The 19,977-nt window shown below is 28.2% G+C and carries 24 protein-coding genes and 1 other annotated feature; all 24 genes read right to left on the reverse strand.

The features are described 5' to 3' along the window. Nucleotides 1-7: 7 nt before the first annotated feature. Nucleotides 8-481, reverse strand: coding sequence for a DUF188 domain-containing protein (locus tag ACTHUW_RS01960; protein ID WP_442199549.1), 474 nt, complete (start codon nt 479-481; stop codon nt 8-10). 115 nt (nt 482-596) lie between these two features. Further along, nucleotides 597-1,580, reverse strand: a complete 984-nt coding sequence (locus tag ACTHUW_RS01965) for a deoxyguanosinetriphosphate triphosphohydrolase (RefSeq protein ID WP_442212405.1) — start codon at nt 1,578-1,580, stop codon at nt 597-599. A gap of 105 nt (nt 1,581-1,685) precedes the next feature. After that, on the reverse strand, nt 1,686-2,498 hold the full coding sequence (locus tag ACTHUW_RS01970; RefSeq protein ID WP_442199637.1) for a pyruvate, water dikinase regulatory protein: 813 nt from the start codon (nt 2,496-2,498) through the stop codon (nt 1,686-1,688). A 12-nt stretch (nt 2,499-2,510) separates the two neighbouring features. Further along, entirely contained in the window at nt 2,511-3,200 is a 690-nt protein-coding gene (locus tag ACTHUW_RS01975) for a helix-turn-helix transcriptional regulator (protein WP_442199638.1), read from the reverse strand. Then, nucleotides 3,172-5,247 (reverse strand): glycine--tRNA ligase subunit beta, encoded by a 2,076-nt coding sequence (glyS, locus tag ACTHUW_RS01980; protein WP_442212407.1) that lies wholly within the window; start codon nt 5,245-5,247, stop codon nt 3,172-3,174. Before glyS ends, ACTHUW_RS01975 begins: the two co-directional genes overlap by 29 nt. Then, entirely contained in the window at nt 5,248-6,123 is an 876-nt protein-coding gene (gene glyQ, locus ACTHUW_RS01985) for a glycine--tRNA ligase subunit alpha (RefSeq protein ID WP_442199639.1), read from the reverse strand. It lies immediately after the preceding gene. Between the two features lie 52 nt (nt 6,124-6,175). Continuing rightward, nucleotides 6,176-6,346 (reverse strand) — a binding site (T-box leader). A 62-nt stretch (nt 6,347-6,408) separates the two neighbouring features. After that, nucleotides 6,409-6,903: a DUF4342 domain-containing protein gene (locus ACTHUW_RS01990; RefSeq protein ID WP_442197369.1), complete on the reverse strand. Its 495-nt coding sequence runs from the start codon at nt 6,901-6,903 to the stop codon at nt 6,409-6,411. 22 nt (nt 6,904-6,925) lie between these two features. Further along, the gene (recO, locus tag ACTHUW_RS01995; protein WP_442199640.1) at nt 6,926-7,672 is read right to left on the reverse strand and encodes a DNA repair protein RecO; all 747 of its coding nucleotides are present in this window, start codon (nt 7,670-7,672) and stop codon (nt 6,926-6,928) included. A gap of 26 nt (nt 7,673-7,698) precedes the next feature. Further along, entirely contained in the window at nt 7,699-7,851 is a 153-nt protein-coding gene (locus ACTHUW_RS02000) for a YqzL family protein (protein WP_442199641.1), read from the reverse strand. A 93-nt stretch (nt 7,852-7,944) separates the two neighbouring features. Next, complete coding sequence (era, locus tag ACTHUW_RS02005) at nt 7,945-8,844, reverse strand: GTPase Era (RefSeq protein WP_442197372.1); 900 nt, start codon at nt 8,842-8,844, stop codon at nt 7,945-7,947. Continuing rightward, nucleotides 8,825-9,247: a cytidine deaminase gene (locus tag ACTHUW_RS02010; protein WP_442197373.1), complete on the reverse strand. Its 423-nt coding sequence runs from the start codon at nt 9,245-9,247 to the stop codon at nt 8,825-8,827. Before ACTHUW_RS02010 ends, era begins: the two co-directional genes overlap by 20 nt. A 15-nt stretch (nt 9,248-9,262) precedes the next feature. Continuing rightward, nucleotides 9,263-10,297 (reverse strand): DUF3048 domain-containing protein, encoded by a 1,035-nt coding sequence (locus ACTHUW_RS02015; RefSeq protein WP_442212421.1) that lies wholly within the window; start codon nt 10,295-10,297, stop codon nt 9,263-9,265. Between the two features lie 14 nt (nt 10,298-10,311). Continuing rightward, nucleotides 10,312-11,583 (reverse strand): hemolysin family protein, encoded by a 1,272-nt coding sequence (locus ACTHUW_RS02020; protein WP_442199512.1) that lies wholly within the window; start codon nt 11,581-11,583, stop codon nt 10,312-10,314. A gap of 21 nt (nt 11,584-11,604) precedes the next feature. Further along, nucleotides 11,605-12,294: a diacylglycerol kinase gene (locus ACTHUW_RS02025; RefSeq protein WP_442197375.1), complete on the reverse strand. Its 690-nt coding sequence runs from the start codon at nt 12,292-12,294 to the stop codon at nt 11,605-11,607. Between the two features lie 17 nt (nt 12,295-12,311). Next, nucleotides 12,312-12,767 carry an rRNA maturation RNase YbeY gene (gene ybeY, locus ACTHUW_RS02030; RefSeq protein WP_442199511.1) on the reverse strand — a complete coding sequence of 152 codons (456 nt, stop codon included), beginning with the start codon at nt 12,765-12,767 and terminating at the stop codon, nt 12,312-12,314. A 10-nt stretch (nt 12,768-12,777) separates the two neighbouring features. Continuing rightward, a complete protein-coding gene (locus ACTHUW_RS02035) occupies nt 12,778-13,749 on the reverse strand; it encodes a PhoH family protein (protein WP_442197377.1) in 972 nt (323 codons plus the stop codon). A gap of 2 nt (nt 13,750-13,751) precedes the next feature. Beyond that, nucleotides 13,752-14,996, reverse strand: a complete 1,245-nt coding sequence (yqfD, locus tag ACTHUW_RS02040) for a sporulation protein YqfD (RefSeq protein WP_442212409.1) — start codon at nt 14,994-14,996, stop codon at nt 13,752-13,754. A 12-nt stretch (nt 14,997-15,008) separates the two neighbouring features. Further along, nucleotides 15,009-15,284, reverse strand: coding sequence for a sporulation protein YqfC (gene yqfC, locus ACTHUW_RS02045; protein ID WP_442210590.1), 276 nt, complete (start codon nt 15,282-15,284; stop codon nt 15,009-15,011). 56 nt (nt 15,285-15,340) lie between these two features. After that, nucleotides 15,341-15,934, reverse strand: a complete 594-nt coding sequence (locus ACTHUW_RS02050) for a hypothetical protein (RefSeq protein WP_442212411.1) — start codon at nt 15,932-15,934, stop codon at nt 15,341-15,343. Between the two features lie 8 nt (nt 15,935-15,942). Next, nucleotides 15,943-16,944 carry a flotillin-like protein FloA gene (gene floA / locus ACTHUW_RS02055; protein ID WP_442212414.1) on the reverse strand — a complete coding sequence of 334 codons (1,002 nt, stop codon included), beginning with the start codon at nt 16,942-16,944 and terminating at the stop codon, nt 15,943-15,945. A 17-nt stretch (nt 16,945-16,961) separates the two neighbouring features. Then, nucleotides 16,962-18,257 carry an NfeD family protein gene (locus ACTHUW_RS02060; protein ID WP_442212416.1) on the reverse strand — a complete coding sequence of 432 codons (1,296 nt, stop codon included), beginning with the start codon at nt 18,255-18,257 and terminating at the stop codon, nt 16,962-16,964. A 119-nt stretch (nt 18,258-18,376) separates the two neighbouring features. After that, a complete protein-coding gene (gene nagB / locus ACTHUW_RS02065) occupies nt 18,377-19,108 on the reverse strand; it encodes a glucosamine-6-phosphate deaminase (protein WP_442199507.1) in 732 nt (243 codons plus the stop codon). Nucleotides 19,109-19,201: 93 nt separating this feature from the next. Beyond that, a complete protein-coding gene (locus ACTHUW_RS02070; RefSeq protein ID WP_442198766.1) occupies nt 19,202-19,648 on the reverse strand; it encodes a GatB/YqeY domain-containing protein in 447 nt (148 codons plus the stop codon). A gap of 20 nt (nt 19,649-19,668) precedes the next feature. Then, nucleotides 19,669-19,851 carry a 30S ribosomal protein S21 gene (gene rpsU, locus ACTHUW_RS02075; RefSeq protein ID WP_442199506.1) on the reverse strand — a complete coding sequence of 61 codons (183 nt, stop codon included), beginning with the start codon at nt 19,849-19,851 and terminating at the stop codon, nt 19,669-19,671. Nucleotides 19,852-19,977 lie beyond the last annotated feature (126 nt).

A 19,977-nucleotide genomic window follows, 5' to 3' on the forward strand; every position in this document is an offset into this window, starting at 1 on the left:
TATTTATCTATTCGCCAGAAAAGTCAATTTTCCTTCTTATTAAATAAATTAATTTTATAAATTCTTTTATAAATTTTTTATCATCATAATCTTGTCTTTTTTTGTTAGTAGATTTAACCTTATTTTTTCTCTTTCTTTGAATACTAGCTAAATATCTACTAGTTAAGAGACCACTTATATTCTCTTCACTATATATATATCCCTTTGTGGATATAGCATAACATTTTTTTGATAATACTAGAGATGCAAGACCATAATCATCAGTCACTACTATATCATTTACATCTAGCCTATTTATTATTTCTATATCTGCAGATTCTTTCATATTGTCTACATATATGAATTTAGAACTATCTATATCAGAGTTAATAGTGTAGTGAGAAATACTTGTGATGAAGAAAATATCAATATTTTCTTTGATTGAAATATCATGAACTAAATCTTTTACAGGACATGAGTCAGAATCAACTAGAATTTTCATTTAATCCTCCTCATTGATTTTTGAATCTAAATATTTTAAGGCTCTAAAGTATAAAATTCGACATTTTTCTCTAAAACCCTTTTTTTTTATAAATTTAATTATTAACTTTTGTTAATTATTTATGCCAAGGTGATGGAACAAATATATTATTGAATTTTTTTATAGCATATCTATCTGTCATTCCTGCTATATAATCTGAAATAATATCTTCCTTATCGCCAGGATTATGTCTAAATTCCTTGGGGATACTATCTATGTTTTTCACATAATGCCTATATAGTTGTTCTATGAGATATTCTGCTTTTTCTTCTTCTTTTTTTGCTTTTTTATTTAAATAAACTTCTTCAAACATAAAATCCCTAAGTTTATTTGTATAAAATTCTATATCCTCACTCATTTTTATATCATCTTTATTTCTACTATTTTTTATTATATCTATAATCATAGTATTTATCCTTTGACCATGAGAATGTCCTAATACTTCCATTGTATCTTTTGGTAAATCACTTTGATTAAGGATTCCTGCTCTAACTGCATCATCTATATCATGGTTTATATATGCTATCCTGTCACAAAATTTAAGCAATCTACCTTCTAAAGTATGCGCCTTTAAACTTCCTGTATGATTTAAAATTCCATCTTTAACTTCAAAGGTTAAATTTAAATTTTCAAGAAAAGAAACCACCCTAAGACTTTGTTCATTGTGATGAAATCCTTTTTTATTTAGTGTATTTAAAACTCTCTCTCCAGTGTGTCCAAATGGAGTATGTCCTAAATCATGACCTAGAGCTATAGCTTCTGCTAAATCCTCATTTAAATGAAGTGCTCTTGCTATAGTTCTTATAATTTGTGAAACTTCAAGGGTATGGGTAAGTCTAGTTCTATAGTGATCACCTTCTGGTGATAAAAATACTTGTGTCTTATGTTTTAATCTTCTAAAGGATTTTGAATGAGTTATCCTATCACGATCTCTTTGAAAGGGAGTTCTTATTTCACAATTATTCTCTTCTCTTTCTCTTCCTTTTGAATTTATGCTTAAGCTAGCTTTGGTAGATAATATTTTTTCTTCTAAAAGTTGATTTTCTTCTCTTAAATTCATATTTTACCTCTTTTCTTTAGGGTAATTTATACTTGCTATAAATATAACCATAATAACCACTACTTAAACATAATTAAAGAGGGTTAACCCCTCTTTAATATTATTTTAATTATTGTTTTCTCTTAGTATTTCTAATATCAAGCCTGCTGTTTCTTCTACTGCTTTATTTGATACATCTATAGTTTTACATCCCAAATCTTCCATAAGTTCATCTGCATATTCTATTTCCCTAAGAATTCTATCCATACTAGCATAACTTGCAGTATTGCTAAGTCCTAATGCTTTTAATCTCTCTTGTCTTATTTCATTAAGTTTGATGGGATTTGCTGTTAAACCTATTATTTTTTTAGGATCAATTTCATATAATTCTTTTGGAGCTTTTACTTCTGGTAAAAGTGGTATATTTGCTACTTTCATATTTTTATGAGCTAAATACATGCTTAAAGGAGTTTTAGAGGTTCTAGATACTCCTATCAAAACTATATCTGCTCTTTTTATACCTCTAGCATCTTTTCCATCATCATATTTCACTGCAAATTCTACAGCTGCTACTTTTTGAAAATAATTTTCATCTAATTTTCTAATCAATCCTGGTTCTCTCTTTGGTTTTATATGAAATGATTTTTCTATAGCATTTAATATAGGCTCCATTATATCCACTGCTTTTATATTATATTCTTTAGATTTTTCCATCAAGAAATTTCTAAGTTCTTCTACTACTATAGTAAATAATATTATACTTTTTTCTTGCTTTGCTTCTTCTAAAATTTCTTCTATTTGTGCTTTGTCGGTTATATATGGAAATCTTCTCATTTCAAAGTTATTAGAATCAAATTGACTCATTACAGCTTCTGCCACTTCTTCTGCTGTTTCACCTATAGAGTCAGATAATACATATGTTACCATTGATTTACCCATGTAATCCCACCTTTAATTTTCCATACCTAAATCTACAAACAATTTAGTTATATTAGTTTTTGATATTTTACCTGTGACTTTAAGTTTGTAATCACCAGAATCATCTTTTTCTTTTTCTACTATGGGAAGACTATCCACTTCATGATCTATTATTTTAATAGCTGCTTGAAGTACAGATTCATTTTCTTCTAAAAAAACTATATTAGGCATTCTACTCATTATTATAGCTACTGGAACTTTTTCTATGTCAATACCACCAATTGCAGATTTAAGTAGGTCTTTTCTGGATATAATACCAGCGAAAAATCCATTTGAGGTCACAAATATACTTCCTACATCATCTATAAAAAGGGTAACTATTGCATCATATACTGATGTGGATTCATCTATTATAGTTGGTAGAGATTTGATCTCTCCTACCTTTATAGATTCTATTTTATCTCTAAATATATTTATATCAGATTTCCCTGAATAAAAATATCCTACCTTAGGTCTTGCATCAAGTATACCACTCATAGTAAGAATAGATAAATCGGGTCTTAATGTAGCTCTAGTTAATTTAAGTCTTTTAGCTATAGCTTCACTAGTGATAGGTTCATTTTCTCTTACAATTTCTATTATAATTTCTTGTCTTTCTGAAAGTTTTATACCTCTCACCTCTTTTAATTCTGTTTTATTCTTTTGAAATTTTTGATAAGTCACAAACTTCAAGCATCATTTTTGATATGCTTTTGATTAGTGCTAATCTATTTCTTTTTAAATCTTCATCATCTACCATAACCATTACATTTTCAAAAAACTCATCTATTGGTTTTCTTAAATCAGTTATTTTTTCTATAGCTATATTATATTTATTCTTTCCTATGTTTTCATGAACATCTTCTTTTATTTCTATATATTTTTCATATAATTCTTTTTCATTTTCTTCCTTTAGAAGTTCTTTTGAAACTTCATCAGTGTCTGCTTTTTCTGCTATATTTGAAATTCTATTAAAGGCAATTAATATCGCTTCTATATCTTCATTTTTAATCCACTCATCTAATTGTTCTACTCTAATTTGAATATCAGTTATATTGTCATTTCCTGTACTTAATACAGCATCAATTATGTCATATCTAATGCCCTTATCAATGAACATGTTTTTAATTCTATTATTAAAGAACTCTATTACTTGGTCTTTTATTTTTTCAAAATCAAAATAAAGTTCATTTTCTATATATATTCTAAGAGAATCTGATATAGCTTGATTTAATGATAAATCTAAGTTTTTATCAAGTATTATATTTACTATCCCTAGAGCCTGTCTTCTGAATCCATAAGGATCTTGACTTCCTGAAGGTTTATTTTCTATAGCAAAACCACCACAAATACTATCTAATTTATCTGATATGCTGATTATTGCTCCAGCAGTCGTAGTTGGTAGATTATCTCCTGAATATCTTGGTAAATAATGCTCGTATATAGCAAGGCTTACTACTTCATTTTCACCTTCTATTTTTGCATATTCTCTTCCTATGACACCTTGAAGTTCTGTAAATTCATTTACCATTTTCGTAACTAAGTCAGCTTTTGAAAGTAAGCTTGCTCTGTCTATATTGCTTTCAGTTTCTTCTCCTAAATCTAAATCTTTTGCTATATCTATTGCTAGTTCATTTATTCTTTTTGTCTTATCATATATTGTACCTAATTTTGCTTGATAAACTATCGATTTCAAACTTTCTACATAATCTTCAAGTGGTATTTTTAAATCTTCATTATAAAAGAATTTTGCATCTTCAAGTCTTGCACCTAAAACTTTTTCATTTCCCTTTATTACTGTATCTATATACTCAGAATTACCATTTCTTACTGCAATAAAATATGGCAAGAGATTGTTTTTATCATCTACTACAGGAAAATACCTCTGATGTTCTTTCATAGGCGTAATTATAACTTCTTTAGGCATTTTTAAATATTCTTCTTTTATCCTACCTCTAAAAGGTGTTGGATACTCCACTATATATGTGAGCTCTTCTAATAATTCATCATCTTCTAATAAATTTCCACCTTTTTCTTTGGCAAGTTTTACGCATCCTATTTTGATGATTTCTTTTCTTTTTTCTTGATCTACTATTACATAATTTTCTTTTAACTTAGTAAAATATTCATCTACATCTTTTATTTCTATAGAGCTTGAACCTAAAAATCTATGACCTCTTGAAATATTAGATGACTTTATACCTTCTAAATCAAATTCTACTATTTCACTATCAAGTAGTGATATTAACCACCTTATAGGTCTTGCAAATTTTATGTTTTTTCCTCCCCATTTCATTGGTTTTGGAAAATTAATGCTCTTTATAAATTCACCCATATTTTCTTTTAATATATTTTTTGTCTCTTTTCCCTTTACATGTTTATTTGCAAAAACATATTCTTCACCATTAAATTCATCTATAAATATATCATCTATTTCTACACCTTGACCCCTAGCAAAACCTAAAAGTGCTTTAGAAGGATTGTTTTCAGCATCATATGCAATTTTTTCAGACGGACCTTTTACTGTTTCATGAAGGTCTAATTGCAAGTCACTTATATTTTCTATTAAAACCACAAGTCTTCTTGGTGTTCCATAAGTATCTATTTTTTCATAATCTATTCTATTTTCATCTAATAATTCTTTCATATTTTCTTTCATCTGTATAAGTGTATTTTTCATAAATCTATATGGTATTTCTTCTGTTCCTATTTCTAAAAGATATTTTCTCATTTATTTTCCCTCCTTTAGCAATGGATATCCTAATGCTTCTCTTTTTTCAATAAATTTAGAAGCTATTAGTCTTGCTAAATTTCTTACCTTGGATATATATCCTGTTCTTTCAGTTACAGAAATTGCCCCTCTTGCATCTAAAATATTAAATACATGAGAACATTTAAGTACATAATCATAGGCTGGATATACTAGTCCTTCTTCTATTAATCTTGATGCTTCTTTTTCATATACTGAAAATAAATCAAATAACATTTCTTTTTTTGCTTTTTCAAAACTATAAACAGAATGTTCAAATTCAGCTTGTTTAAATATTTCACCATATTTTATATCTTTTGTCCAATTAATATCAAATATATTATCTACATCTTGTAGATACATTGCAATTCGCTCTAGTCCATATGTTAATTCTGACGATTCAAGTTCACAGTTTATTCCTCCAACTTGTTGGAAATATGTAAATTGAGTTATTTCCATTCCATCAAGCCATACTTCCCAACCAAGCCCCCATGCTCCAAGTGTAGGTGCTTCCCAATTGTCTTCTACAAATCTAATGTCGTGCTTTAAAGGATCTATTCCTATAGCCTTTAAACTATCTAAATATAATTCTTGTATATCTTCTGGAGAAGGTTTTATGATTACTTGCAATTGATGATGTTGATATACTCTATTTGGATTTTCTCCATATCTAGCATCAGCTGGTCTCCTTGAAGGTTCTACATATACTACCTTCCAAGGTTCAGGTCCAAGTGCTCTTAGAAATGTATTAGGGTTCATAGTTCCAGCACCCTTTTCCACATCATAAGCCTGCATTATAATGCATCCTTTTTCACCCCAATATTGTTGTAATTTTAGCATAAGGTCTTGTAAATACAATTTAACTCCTCCTCTTTTATCTTTTGGGACAATAAAAAACCCTTCATCCCTATATAGGGACGAAAGGTTACTTCCGCGGTTCCACCCTATTTGGTACAAATTGTACCCACTTTGAATATTGCTCAAAAGTGCCTTCAATTAAAATATTATTTCAGGCTCTCACCTTTCCTGAATCGCTTTGATAATAATCCTTTAATCTACTATTCTTCATCTTAGCAAAAAGTGTTATATTATAATAATTTAGCAGAAATCTATTCTATTGTCAAGATAAGACCATTATTATACTTATTCTGTATAATCTTCATCATCTTCTCTTGTATTATCATACTGTGTATTACTTTTATTTTTCTTATCTTTTCCCATGAATTTATTCATAGTATCACCTGCAAGTTTATTTAAACTAACAACTTCTCCATCTTCTTTTACTATTTTTATAGTTGTTTTAGATATCATAGCTGCTGCTACACCAAGTGCTGATAATTGTGGAGCTAGTACTGCTCCTATTGCTCCTGCTGTGACAGGGATATTCATGATTATATCTCCATCTTTTTCTAGTATTATTTTTGTTATATTACCCTTTTTAATAGTATCTTTTAATGTAGATATTATTTCTTCGCTCTTTCTATTGAAGCTAAACCCTTCACCTTCTTCACTAGATTCAATATCAACAAGTGCTTCTAATACATCACCATCATTTCTTTCTAGTGCTTCTTTTGCTTCTTTATAGCTCACTCCTGTACGTTCTCTTATAGTATCAATTTTTTCTAAACTTATATCCATTTTTTGCACCTCCGTATTATTTTCAAATATTTTTTAATGAATCTATAAAATTTAAAGATTTAAAGCTAGTCTTATCTAAATGCTTTAAAATAAAATTCACCATTATATTTTCTATATTTTTCAAAATATTTTCATCAATGTCCACCTTTAATATTTCATCAAATGAAGTAAATAACATAAATCTCATTATATTTAATGTTTCTATATTTAAGGGTTTTGAAAACCTATCTATACTTTTACATTTTTCACATAATACCCCACTATTTGATATACTAAACTTAAAATTAGAATTTAATTCATTATGGCAGTTGACACAATCTATTAGATGGGGCCTATATCCTAAATATGAAATAAATTTAAGCTCAAATGCCCTAGTTATTAATTCATATTTTTCTTCTTTTAATATTATGTCTAATGTCTTTAATAAAAGCCCAAATATTTTTGTATTTACTTCTTCTTCAATTAATCCAGCACTAGTAAGTTCTATGATATATGAAGCATATGATAATTTATTTAAATCATCTCTTAAGGGATAGTAGGAGTTTATTATTTCAGATTGATTTAAATTATATAAATTTCTACCTTTATAAACTACAAAATCACTTAAAGAAAACACTTGTGTTGATGCCATATTTTTACTTCTAGGTTTTCTTACCCCATTTGCTATTGCTTGAATCTTGCCACGTTCTTTAGTGAATATAGTAAGTATTTTATCTGAATCCTTGAAGTTTATTGATTTTAAAATTATCCCTTGAACTTTCAATAACATCTTTTGCACCTGCTTTTATTATACTTCTAACTTAATTTATTTTCTTGTGTATCATCTTCTAAGGTTAAATTTTCTTCTTCAAAATCTTCATCATTATTTTCATTATTTGTTTTACAATATAAATATGCATCTATCTTTCCTGTTGCTTCAAATATTTTCCACATTTCATCCTTTAACATTGTAATCCTCCCCATATTTCAGTATGAGTTTAGTTTGTGGATATAATAAAAGATTATACAATGTAAAAAGTGTAAATAATATGAAGTTTTTACTTATCTTTTGTATCCCATTCTCTTAACTAAATTTTCCTTTTCACGCCAATTTTTATTGACCTTTACCCACAATTGAAGATTTACTTTTATATCTAAAAATCTTTCTATATCTTCTCTTGCACTTTTACCTATTCCTTTTAATTTTCTACCATCCTTACCTATTATTATACCCTTATGTGAGTCTTTTTCACAATAAATAGTAGAATGTATATCAATTATATCTTTATCTTTTCTTTCTTTCATCATAGTTGTTTCTACAGCTATACCATGAGGTATCTCTTGATCTAAATATTTAAGAGTTTTTTCCCTTACTATTTCTGCAACTATTATTCTCTCTTGTTGGTCTGTTATCATATCTTCTGGATAATACTTAGGACCTTCAGGAAGTAAGCTTTCTATTGATTCTAGTAAGGTATCAACATTTCTACCTCTTTGTGCAGAAATAGGAACTATAAATTTAAAGTCATGTCTTTTTTTAAATTTATCAACTAATTTACTTATATTTTCATTAGATAATTTATCTATTTTATTTATTACAAGTATCTTTGGAATGTTTATTCCTTCAAGTCTTTGTAATATCTTGCTATCTCCTGGTCCTATTTCCATACTATCATCTATAACCCACACAAGTACGTCCATATCTGCAAGAGCAAGTGATACTTCCTTATTCATAAATTCTCCTAATTTATTTTTAGGTTTATGAATTCCTGGAGTATCTACAAATATCATTTGACTATTTTCTGTAGTATGTATAAATTGTATCTTATTTCTTGTAGTTTGAGGTTTATCTGATATTATAGATATTTTTTCTCCTATTATATGATTTAATAGTGTTGATTTACCTACATTTGGTCTTCCTATTATTGTTATAAATCCTGATTTAAAATTCAATTTTATCATCCTTTAATTTGTTTTGTATTAAATCCTCTGGCCCAAAGCTATGAGGTAATAATTCTTCTAATGTAAATTCTTTATATTCATTTTCATTTTTAACTATATAGATTTTAAGTTTGGGTGAAAATTCTCTCATGACCTGTCTACATACTCCACAAGGAAAAGTATATCCTGAATCACTTGTTACTGCAATTGCTGTGAAGTTTTTATCTCCTTCTGATACTGCTTTAAATATTGCTGTTCTTTCTGCACAATTAGTAGGACTATAACTTGCCGATTCTATATTGCACCCTTTATATATTTTACCATCATCAGTTAAAAGTGCTGCTCCTACTCTAAACTTAGAATAAGGAACATAAGCCATCTCTTTTGCTTCTATTGCTTTTTTTACAAGTTCTTCTACATTCATTTAATCCACCGCCTATTAGAATATTTTGATACTTGGATCTATAGGTGTTACTTGTATCCAAGTATTTCCTGGATTTAGTTTTATTTCATTTTGATCTTCATCAAAATATTTTGTCTTAGAATACTTATCTTCTTTTTCCCAATTTATATTTATATATTTACCCCTTGTGAAATATTTTCCAGATCCTTGACCAATTGTAGATATTTCAAGCCTTCCTTGATCATCTAGCACACTAGTTTCTGCTTCTTGAACTATTATATTTGTAGCTGTTAAGTTTTTATTGTTACTTTCATCTATATGAGCTTCACCATCTTTATATCTAATATAGGCCTCTAATTCTTCGTCATATTTATATGAAGTTTGATTATATTTAGCATAGTTAATTTGTATTTCATTTGCTATTTGACCATCTAATTCTTCCTTTTTATCATTAAAAGAGAATTTTTCATAATTAGCTTTTATGTTAAAGCCTTTTTCCTCTTCATATTTTCTTATATCGTTCATGTTGGTATATAAATTATGAGGAGCTTTTTTGCCTACCTTGTTGTTTCTATAAAATACATATCCACGTGCACTCATACAATCTACTTCATCTATTCCAAGGCTTACTATTTCCTCTTTTGCCTGAGGACTTCCACCACAATGAACATATATAGAGTCATATTCAAGCAAGGCAGTTAAATAGTAGGGTCTTGCACTTCTAATTGGACCTATTACATCAGGACTGTTCTTTAAATATATAGCCATATATCTAGTAATATTTCCTTCAACTAAAAATTCATATGCTATCTCTGCCTCTCCAAGTCCTGCTTGCCATCTTGCATCTTTTTGATTATCAAACATTATAGCTACTGGTCTTTTATCACTTAAATCTTCTTTTACTTCCACTCCACTTAATGGAGATATGAAAGTGCTTTTACTTTCATTTTCTTTAGAATTATTATTTTCTTTAGAAATTTCATCTTTATTTTCTTCTGTTTTTGTTGACTCACCATCTTTGCTACACCCAATATTTATCAATGATAAAATACATATCAAAATTAAAATCACTTTTTTCAACTAAATCACCCCTGATTTTTAGTTATTTCTACTAATATTACTCTTCTATTTGTTACCTTTTTTACTATAATAGATATTTTAGAATTTTCTAATTTATCACCCTTAATGGGTACTCTTCCAAGTGTATTAAATATATATCCACCTAATGAATCAAATTCTTCTTCTGGAAAATCAGTTAAAAATATTTCATTTATATCTTCAAGAGAAACTTCAGCTTTTACATTGAAGGTGTTTTCATTTATTTTTTCTATTAAATCTATATCCACATCATATTCATCTAATATATCGCCTACTATTTCCTCTAAAATATCCTCTATTGTAACTAATCCTTCTGTCCCTCCATATTCATCTAAAACTATAGCCATATGCACTTTGTTAAATTGTAATTCCCTTAAAAGTTTGTTTACTTTTTTAGTCTCTGGTACATAATATGCATTTCTCATTATATCTATTATTTTAGTTTCATTTATCTCTACATTTTTATATCCTATAAAAGGTAATACATCTTTGGCATAAAGTATTCCTACAATATTATCTATACTTTCTTTATATACAGGAATTCTAGAATGTCCAAATTTAGTTATCTTTTCTAGTGCATCTTCCATGCTATCATCTTCTGCAACTGCTATTATATCAATTCTAGGAACCATTACATCCCCTACATCAATATGATCTATTTCAAAGATATTTTCTATCATTTCCTTTTCTTGTAGCTTTACTACACCTTCTTCTTCACCTACATCAACTAAAGATCTTATTTCTTCTTCTGTTACAAATGGTCCTGTATGATTTATATCTCCACCCATTAATTTTATGAAAAATCCAGTGATAAAATTAAGTATTATAAGTACAGGTTTAAATATAAATGAAAGAACTACAAGTGGCCTTGCTATTAAGATAGATACTTTTTCAGGATTTTGTGCTGCATATGTTTTAGGTGTTATTTCACCAAATATCAATATAATAATAGTCATTATTGCTGTAGATATAAGTGTTGAGCTACTGCCTTTAAAAACTTCTACTGTTATTTCAGTAAGTATTGCTGTTGCTAATATATTTACTAGATTATTACCTATCAAAATTGTAGATAACATCATATTTATTTGCTTTTTTATTCTTTCGAGTAACAAAGCTTTTTTTTCATTTGTTTCTCTTAATTTTCTTATTTTAGCAATTTTAAGAGTTGTGATTGCAGTTTCTGAGCTTGAAAATATTGCAGATAGTATTATAAGGATAAATAAAATACCTATCCGTATATATAAAAAATTTTCTTCCAAAATAAATCCCTCCAGAGACCTCTATAATAATTGAAATATTAATGTAGTTATTAATATACCCAATAATGCTCCATTAACTACTTCAAAAAAACTATGGATTTCACCTTCTATTCTACTTTGACCCACTAAAATAGATAATAAAAAGGCTAATGAAGCTATTAGTATATTTTCTGTTAAAAAAGTTACAACTGTTGATATAGTAAATGCAAATGCCGCATGTCCACTAATTATACCACCTTTAAAAGGTGTCCCTGTTTGAGATATTGTTTTTACTACAATAGTAATAATAGTTATAAGTAAAATACATATAAAGGTAAGATGTATAGGAGAGGATCTTATTTTAAATATGATTGACCCTGTAAATGGATTTACCCTATCAAAGAATAAGAGATATCCAACCATTACAGAGTTTAATGCTGCCACTAAAACTGCTCCTGCTGCAACATTCTTTGCAATTTTTGCTAAAGGATGAAATTCACTTGTGAACATATCTATAGTTTTTTCTACAGCTGTATTTATCATTTCTGCTATTATAACAAGAGATATAGCAAAAAATAGTGATAATAACTCTAGCTTTGAAAAATTAAAAAACAGACTCAAAAATAATATGAGTACCATGACAGAAAAATGTATTCTCATATTCTTTTGTGTTTTTAAGGTATAGATAATTCCTTCTACTGCATAGTTGAAACTATCTATCAATCTTTTCATGCGTTTTCCCACTTTCTTTATTGTTTAAAAATTTTTAGTTTTTTCATAACATCTTTTTCTTTTTTTCTCATAAGAAGTTTTTCTTCTTCATTTAAATGATCATAACCCATTAAATGAAACATGCTGTGGGCTGTTAAGTATGCTATTTCTCTTTCTAAACCATGACCAAATTCTTTTGCTTGAATACTAGCCTCTTCAGCAGATATTATGATATCTCCGAGTATGGGAATATAGTTTTCTCCTTCTAATTCATCTTCCATTGGAAATGATAATACATCTGTTTCAATATCCTTAGCACGAAATCTCTTATTTAATTCTTTTATTTCCGTATTATCTACAAATGAAACACTTATTTCATAATTAAATCCAAAATCTTCATATTCTAAACATTCCTTTATTACATTTTCAACTATGGTCTTAATGTTTTCATCTAATAAAATTTTTGTCTGTCTATTATCAATATAAACTTCCATTTTAGTCTCCTTAATCTTTCTTTTTTTCGTGATTTTCGTATGCTTCTATTATTCTCTGTACTAATTTATGTCTTACTACATCTTCTTTACTAAGATAAGTAAAATCAATTCCTTTTACATCCTTTAATATATGTGTTACTTGTTTTAAGCCAGATATTTTACCATGTGGTAAATCTATTTGAGTTATATCTCCTGTTATAATTGCTTTTGAACCAAAGCCAATTCTGGTAAGAAACATCTTCATTTGCTCTGATGTGGTATTTTGTGCCTCATCTAGTATTACAAAGGCTGAATCAAGTGTTCTACCTCTCATATATGCAAGTGGTGCAATTTCTATTAGCCCTCTTTCTCTGTTTTTAAGAAATGCTTCTCCTCCAAATATATCAAATAATGCATCGTATACAGGTCTTAGATATGGATCTACCTTATCTTGTAAATCCCCTGGTAAAAAGCCTAACTTTTCTCCAGCTTCTACGGCTGGCCTGGTTAAAATTATTCTTTCTACTTCTTTATTTTTAAAAGCTTGAACAGCTTTAGCTACAGCTAGATAGGTTTTACCAGTTCCTGCAGGGCCAATTCCAAATACAAGATCATTTTTAGCCATAGCTTGAATGTATTTTTTTTGTCCTAAGGTTTTTGGCTTTATAGTTTTTCCTGTATAAGTTATACATACAGTATCATTTAATAAACCTCCCATCTTATCTTCATTTCCTTGATTCACAAGTGTTATTGCATATCTTATTTGTTGATTTGTAAGTTTTCCTTCAACCTTTACTATATCTATCAATTTTTTTATTAATATATCTACTTGATCTATAGCTTCTTTTTTTCCAAGTATTTTTATTTCACCTTCACGTGATACTATATCTACATCAAATTGTTCTTCTATAAGTTTGATATTTTTATCAAAATCACCATAAAGCTCTCTACTAAAATCCTCATCATTTATCTTTATGCTTTTTTCTAGTCTATTTTCTGTCAATACTATTCCTCCTCATTTTCTTTTAAATCGTCATTTGAATCATCATTTTGAATTTCTATATTTTCATTTATATATTCTTTTTCTGCTATATTTTCAATCATCTCTAGTTTTATACTTGTTATTAAAAAATTATCTTTTTTTTCAAATGTTATTTCCTTTGATTCTACCTTCATATCTTCTTTTACTTCTTTCATAGCTTCTTTTGTTATTATAACACTTAAAGCTTCTTTTAATGAATCTATATTTTGTTTAACTTCTTTTATTCTTACTTCCCTATATTCATGTTTAATTATATCAAAAGGAATGATTGAATAAAACTCATTACTTCTATCATCTACATGCTCTATATAATTTTTAAATGGTATGTCATCATTTTTGATATGTATGCTCTTTTCTCCTATCTTTATTTCCCTAGAAAAATATTTTTCTCCCGTTTCTTCTTTTACTTTTTTTATTATAGGTTCTTTTATGGTCTTATAATAATAAGTTTTAGCAAGTATCTCTCCTTCAGAATGAACTAATAATATATTTTCTTCCTCTTCATTTTTTAAAACTCCTGTTATTAGTACTTGACCTTTTTTTACAATATCTCCTTTTTCAACTAGGGGATTGCCATTTTTGGCTATTACTTTTTGTACTACTCCCTTTTTAGATGAGATGATATTAGCTGGTTTATTCTTATCCCATTTATCATCATTAGAATAAAACTCTCTTTCTTTTAAATTAACTATTAATTTTGTTCCTGTTATTTTCAAATTAATATATGCTATATCATCAAATTCTTTTAGTATTTCTATTTTCAATTCTTCATTATCTACAAATGATTTCCTTACTCCGATTTTAACCCCTTTTTCATTTAAATATTCCACCAATTCTTCTTGGTTAAATCCTTTTGGTGAAGATATATCTATATTCCAAATAAATGAGGTTAAAAAAAAGATTACACCTATCATTAAGATGAACCCTAAAGCTAGCATCTTCCTTTTTCTTAGTTTAGTCAAAAAAAATGGTAAACCTTCTCTTGATAATATATTGTATCTAGAACCAACTTTTAATATTATTGGTTTAAGTTCTTTAAATCCTTTAAGACTAACTTTTGCTTGGATTGTAGTATAATCTAATCTTTCAATATCCCAAAGGTATATGTTATTTATTGTGGAAAGATTTATAAATCTTTCTAGTGTTAATCCTTCAATTCTAATAATAACATAACCACTTATATAATTCCATAACCTAACGATTAACAAGCTTACACCTCCTTATATGAATTCTACATTTATTATTTCTCCTTTTATTATAACTTCTTCTGAAACTATGTTTTTTATGAGCATATTCTTTCCTACTATTTTTATAACACCTGCCTTGCTATTTATTCTAATGCTATCTTTAGTATATTCAATTATTCCTTTATGATTTTCTATATATAATTGAATATTGCCAACCAAAGTTATCTTAGGTAAATCAAGTATTATTTCCTTTGGCAGTTCTAAAGCTTCTGCTATATTTGTTTTTAAGTCATCTATTTTTTTACTCATTAAATTTCCTCCTCTATATTAATTTATGCTTACAAAAAAGAAGTAATGCATATGCATTACTTCTTTTTTTCTAAAGCTTTTGGTTTTGATAATATTTCCGATAAAATTACACCTTGAACAAGTTGTGTCTTATCAAATCTTAAATCTATATCATCTCTACCTATTTCTTCTTGTTTTATATAATCTAAGTCTACATTTCTTTTTCTACTTCTATTTCTATCAGAAATTATCTCTTCTTCATCTATTTTGTTTCTGATTTTCTTGTTTCTGCTTAATTTTTTTTCACTATTAGCATAAATTTCTCTTTTCATCTTCAATTCTTTTATTCTTTCTTCTTCTGTGATTCGTTTTTCTTCTTTTATATATCGCTCTTCTCCTATATGTTCTTCTTCTTTTATATGTTTTTCTTCATCCATTCTTGTTTTCTTTGTTTTTAGTTTTCTTTCTTCCATGCTTTTTGGTTTTCTCTCAAACCTATCATAATAATTTGGTATATTCTTTACATCTTCTTTTTTAGTTGCTTGATCATTTTTATTAGTGGAGCTTTTCCTAGCATTTTTTTCTTCTGTTTTTTTCTTTTGACTGAAGCTTTTAAATATTGCTGGACCTAATAAAATTAACAATGGAAATAGTAGATCTAAAAAATCCATATAATCACCTAATCTCTTTTATTGCTATTATTGTTGTTGTCATTTTCTTTGTTTATGTTTGAAATAGATTCTCTCATGTTTGTATCAGACATTATATTTTTCATATTATAATAATCCATAGCTCCCATGTTTCCACTCTTTAATGCTTCTGCAAGTGCAAGTGGTACTTGTGCTTCTGCTTCTACAACCTTTGCTCTTTGGAACTGAACTTCTGCTTTCATTTCTTGCTCCTTAGCAACAGCCATAGCTCTTCTCTCTTCTGCTTTAGCTTGTGCTATCCTCTTATCTGCTTCAGCTTGATCTGTTTGAAGTGTAGCACCTATATTACGTCCTACATCAACATCAGCTATATCAATAGATAATATCTCAAAAGCTGTTCCTGAATCTAATCCTTTATTTAATACATTTTCAGATATGCCATCTGGATTTTCTAAAACTGCCTTGTGAGTTTCAGCACTACCTACAGTAGTTACTATTCCTTCTCCAACTCTTGCAATTATAGTTTCCTCTCCAGCTCCACCTACAAGTCTTTCTATGTTTGCCCTAACTGTTACACGTGCTTTAGCCATTACCTCTATACCATCTTTAGCTACTGCTGCCACATTTGGCGTTTCAATAACCTTAGGGTTTACACTAACTTGTACTGCTTCTAATACATTACGGCCTGCAAGGTCTATTGCTGTTGCTCTTTCAAATCCTAGCTCTATATTTGCTCTTTGTGCTGCTATTAATGCATCTACTACAGTATTTACATTACCTCCTGCAAGATAATGAGCTTCTAGCTTATCTACATCAATGTTAATACCACCTTTTGTTGCCTTTATCATTGGTCTTACTATTCTTGATGGTATAACCTTTCTAAGTCTCATTCCTACAAGTGTGAAAAGTCCTATTTTAACCCCAGAAAAATATGCTGTTATCCATAATCCCACTGGTACAAAACTAAACAACAATGTTAAGAATATTAATACTGCTACTCCAATTATAATTATTGGTATTAAAGCTTCCATTTAATCATTCCTCCTATTTAAAATAATATCTTTCTTACTACAATTCTTGAACCTTCTATCTTCACTATTTTAATTCTTTCCCCCTTCTTGATAAATTGTCCTTCTGTAACTGCATCTAATCTAATATCATCCACTATAATAGTACCTGAAGGTCTAAGTGTAGTCAAAGCTTCACCTTCCTTGTTTAGATACATTATATTATCAATAGTACTTGAATAACCAGAACTACCTTCACCTTTTTCATTTAAAACTATTTTATCAAAATAAGGACTTTTTTGTCCGTATTTTAAGAACAAATACGCTACTAATATACTTAAAACAAATGCTAATATTATAGAGAATATCGCTATTTGTACGTCAGGAGATGCAAGTACTATAGCTACTACTATACTTGCAATACCACCAATGCCAGGTATTCCAAATCCAGGCACTATAGCTTCTATTATTAGTAGTATTATTCCAGCTATAAAGAGTAAAAGTGCTGTCCATCCACTATTTCCAACTATAAAATTACTTCCAAAATATAGGGTAAATGATAGTATTGATATTGTAGCTCCTACACCAAATCCTGGTGTAAATATTTCCACTACTATACCAATAAATCCAATAGTAAGTAATAAACTAAGCACATAAGGATTTACTACAAATTTAGCAAGTTTTGTTATAAAATCTACTTCAGTTACTATTATTTCATCATATTCTATATTTAATTCATCTAATATTTCACTATGACTATTTGCAATAAAATCTGCAAATCCTAATTCTTTTGCTCTTTTAAAGTTCAAATTAAGAAGTCTACCTTCATCAATTATACCATCAATGCTTATACTATTATCTGCCATAGATGCAACAAGTTCAGGATCTCTATCTTTAGTTTCTGCAGTAGATCTAAGCTCTTCTACCCAATATGAAAGTGTCTTTTCAGTATTTGGTATAGGTTCAGCTGATCCTATTGTAGAACCATTTGACATGACAATGCTATCAGCTGATATTGTAAGTAAAACTCCTGCTGATTCAGCTTTGGTATTTACATAGGAAATAGTAGGAATACCAGCTTTTACAATAAGACTTTTTATCTTTTCTGCCTGATCTATAAGCCCTCCAAAAGTGTCTATTTCAAATATAATTGCACGAGCATCATTTTCTGTTGCGATTTTTATTTCTCTTTCTACAAATTGATATGTTGAATTATCAATATCACCTTTTATGGGTATTACATATACATCTTTTTCAGTATCAGCAAATACTAATGATGAGCTTGAAATAATCATAAATATCATAATAAGAAATATAAAAATTTTCTTTTTATTCATACTCTTCACCTCTTTATATCATTATATCTTATTATATCAATAAATTATACGAAATATTTAAAATTTAATGAAAATGAAACAATATAAGCAAAAGCATATCTTTTCGATATGCTTTATTTTTACTTGTTTAATCTTGAAGCTGCATCTTCATCTAATATAAATGTAACATCTGGATGAAGTTGTAATATTGAAGCTGGAACAGATGGATTAATAGGACCTTCTATTGTGCTTTTTATAGCTTGTGCTTTGTTTTCTCCACTTGCTAATAATATTACTTTTTTTGCTGCCATTATATTTTTCATACCCATACTTATTGCTTTTTTAGGTACTTCTTCTTTACTCTTAAAAAATCTTGCATTTGCATCTATTGTTTCTTGCTTTAAATCTACTAAGTGCGTACCTTTAGCAAATTTATCATCTGGTTCATTAAAACCTATATGAGCATTACTTCCTATACCTAGTATTTGCAAATCAATGTTTCCACTTTTTTCCACCAAGCTATCATATCTTTTGCATTCTTTTTCAGGATTTTCAGCTTTTCCATTTGGTACAAAAGTATTTTTTTTGTCTATATTGATATGATTGAACAAATTCTGATTCATAAAACATCTATAAGATTGTTCATTTTCTTCTGATAAATCATAATATTCATCTAAGTTATATGTAGTAATATTTTTAAAATCGATCAATTTATCATTATAGATATTTATTATTTGTTTATATGTACCAATTGGAGTAGACCCTGTTGCAAGACCAAGGACCGAGTCTTCTTTTATACTTACTTGGCTTGCTATAATAAATGCTGCTCTTTTACTCATTTCTTCATAATTTTTCACTTTGATTATTTTCAATTTTCATTACCCCTTCAACTATAGCATTAAATATAATTATAACATATTTTAAATTAAAAAAACATTCTACGACCAATAAGTCGTAGAATGTTTTTATTTGTTAAAATATTTAATTGCAATTTTATTTACAAGACTACCGTCTGCTCGTCCTTTGATTTGAGGCATTACTTTGCCCATTATTTTCCCCATATCTTTCATAGAAGTTGCATTAGTATCATCAATAGCTTGTTTCACTATTAATTCTAATTCAGCTTCAGATAATTGAGGTGGTAAATATTCCATAAGAACAGCAATTTCTTTTTCTGTTTGAGAAACTAAGTCTTCACGGTTACCTTTTTTAAATTCATTTATAGAATCCTTTTTTTGTTTCACTTGTTTAGATATTATATCTAATATAGCTTCATCATCAAGTTCTATTCTTTCATCTACTTCTTTTTGTTTGATAGCAGATCTTACTAATGTAATGGCATTTTTCCTAAGTTTTTCTTTGTTTCTCATAGAATCCTTTAGATCATCCATTAATTTGACTTTAAGTGACATTCATTCACCTTCTTAAAAAATTATCTTCTTTTTTTGTTCTTTTTTCTAGCTGCTTCTGATTTTTTCTTACGAGCTATGCTTGGTTTTTCATAATGCTGTCTGTTTCTAGCCTCTGATAAAACGCCGCTTCTAGAAGTTTCCCTTTTAAATCTTTTAAGTGCATTTTCTAATGACTCGCTATCTCCAACTTTGATTTCTGCCATTTTTCTCCCTCCCCTCATTTCTGCAATATTCCATAAATCTTTGCAGTAAGTGGATATTGGCACTATATAATTATATCTTAAATATAATATTTCTGCAACTATTTTATTTTTAATTTAAAATCTTTT

Source organism: Senegalia sp. (in: firmicutes), assembly GCF_052088025.1.
Classification (GTDB): domain Bacteria; phylum Bacillota; class Clostridia; order Tissierellales; family SIT17; genus Anaeromonas.